At 51.5% G+C, this 1,384-nt stretch carries 13 tRNA genes and 1 rRNA gene; all 14 read left to right on the top strand.

The annotated features are described in order from the left end of the window. Positions 1-56 precede the first annotated feature (56 nt). The 14 genes from rrf (at position 57) to D8837_RS09260 (ending at position 1,311) form a co-directional block, all read left to right on the top strand. Positions 57-172: ribosomal RNA gene (gene rrf / locus D8837_RS09325) — 5S ribosomal RNA — on the top strand. A 4-nt stretch (positions 173-176) separates the two neighbouring features. Further along, a tRNA-Val gene (locus D8837_RS09320) sits at positions 177-249 on the top strand. A gap of 2 nt (positions 250-251) precedes the next feature. Further along, positions 252-324, top strand: a tRNA-Asp gene (locus D8837_RS09315). Between the two features lie 24 nt (positions 325-348). Beyond that, positions 349-421, top strand: a tRNA-Lys gene (locus tag D8837_RS09310). 5 nt (positions 422-426) lie between these two features. Continuing rightward, positions 427-508: transfer RNA gene (locus tag D8837_RS09305), tRNA-Leu, on the top strand. An 18-nt stretch (positions 509-526) separates the two neighbouring features. After that, a tRNA-Thr gene (locus tag D8837_RS09300) sits at positions 527-599 on the top strand. 21 nt (positions 600-620) lie between these two features. After that, positions 621-692: transfer RNA gene (locus D8837_RS09295), tRNA-Gly, on the top strand. A gap of 7 nt (positions 693-699) precedes the next feature. Continuing rightward, a tRNA-Leu gene (locus tag D8837_RS09290) sits at positions 700-785 on the top strand. A gap of 11 nt (positions 786-796) precedes the next feature. Next, a tRNA-Arg gene (locus D8837_RS09285) sits at positions 797-870 on the top strand. Positions 871-885: 15 nt separating this feature from the next. Further along, positions 886-959: transfer RNA gene (locus D8837_RS09280), tRNA-Pro, on the top strand. A 5-nt stretch (positions 960-964) separates the two neighbouring features. Then, positions 965-1,038 (top strand) — tRNA-Met (locus D8837_RS09275). 13 nt (positions 1,039-1,051) lie between these two features. Further along, positions 1,052-1,125, top strand: a tRNA-Ile gene (locus D8837_RS09270). Positions 1,126-1,137: 12 nt separating this feature from the next. Further along, a tRNA-Ser gene (locus tag D8837_RS09265) sits at positions 1,138-1,227 on the top strand. 10 nt (positions 1,228-1,237) lie between these two features. Continuing rightward, positions 1,238-1,311, top strand: a tRNA-Met gene (locus tag D8837_RS09260). Positions 1,312-1,384 lie beyond the last annotated feature (73 nt).

The following is a 1,384-nucleotide window of genomic DNA, read 5'->3' as shown; positions in this document are numbered from 1 at the left end:
CGAGCGGTTTTCTTGGTTTGAATAGATATTCAATTTTGAGTAGGTATTACTCAGAGTTAAGTGACGATAGCCTAGGAGATACACCTGTACCCATGCCGAACACAGAAGTTAAGCCCTAGAACGCCGGAAGTAGTTGGGGGTTGCCCCCTGTGAGATATGGAAGTCGCTTAGCTCTAGGGAGTTTAGCTCAGCTGGGAGAGCATCTGCCTTACAAGCAGAGGGTCAGCGGTTCGATCCCGTTAACTCCCAAAGGTCCCGTAGTGTAGCGGTTATCACGTCGCCCTGTCACGGCGAAGATCGCGGGTTCGATTCCCGTCGGGACCGTTTAAGATAACGCAAGTTATTTTAGACTCGTTAGCTCAGTTGGTAGAGCAATTGACTTTTAATCAATGGGTCACTGGTTCGAGCCCAGTACGGGTCATATATGCGGGTTTGGCGGAATTGGCAGACGCACCAGATTTAGGATCTGGCGCTTAACGGCGTGGGGGTTCAAGTCCCTTAACCCGCATTATGGAATAATAAATGAGCCGGCTTAGCTCAGTTGGTAGAGCATCTGATTTGTAATCAGAGGGTCGCGTGTTCAAGTCATGTAGCCGGCATTTTTATGTAGAAGTAGTAGTGCGAACGTAGTTCAGTGGTAGAACACCACCTTGCCAAGGTGGGGGTCGCGGGTTCGAATCCCGTCGTTCGCTTTGAGAGGCCGGGGTGGCGGAACTGGCAGACGCACAGGACTTAAAATCCTGCGATTGGTAACGATCGTACCGGTTCGATTCCGGTCCTCGGCATACAATAATGAGCACCCTTAGCTCAACTGGATAGAGTACCTGACTACGAATCAGGCGGTTAGAGGTTCGACTCCTCTAGGGTGCATTTTTCTATTTAACTCGGGAAGTAGCTCAGCTTGGTAGAGTACTTGGTTTGGGACCAAGGTGTCGCAGGTTCGAATCCTGTCTTCCCGATTGATGGCGGTGTAGCTCAGCTGGCTAGAGCGTCCGGTTCATACCCGGGAGGTCGGGGGTTCGATCCCCTTCGCCGCTATGATGATCTTGTTGGACCTTTAGCTCAGCTGGTTAGAGCTCTCGGCTCATAACCGAGTGGTCGTAGGTTCAAGTCCTACAAGGTCCATTTGAATAATATGGAGGATTACCCAAGTCCGGCTGAAGGGAACGGTCTTGAAAACCGTCAGGCGTGTAAAAGCGTGCGTGGGTTCGAATCCCACATCCTCCTTTAGTATTAACGCGGGATGGAGCAGCTCGGTAGCTCGTCGGGCTCATAACCCGAAGGTCGTAGGTTCAAATCCTGCTCCCGCAATAAGGCTCGGTAGCTCAGTTGGTAGAGCAATGGATTGAAGCTCCATGTGTCGGCGGTTCGATTCCGTCTCGCG

Source organism: Streptococcus mitis (assembly GCF_003942965.1).
GTDB lineage: Bacteria > Bacillota > Bacilli > Lactobacillales > Streptococcaceae > Streptococcus > Streptococcus mitis_BH.
Note: the sequence above shows the minus strand (reverse complement) of the source record. Positions and strands in the feature narration are given on the sequence as shown.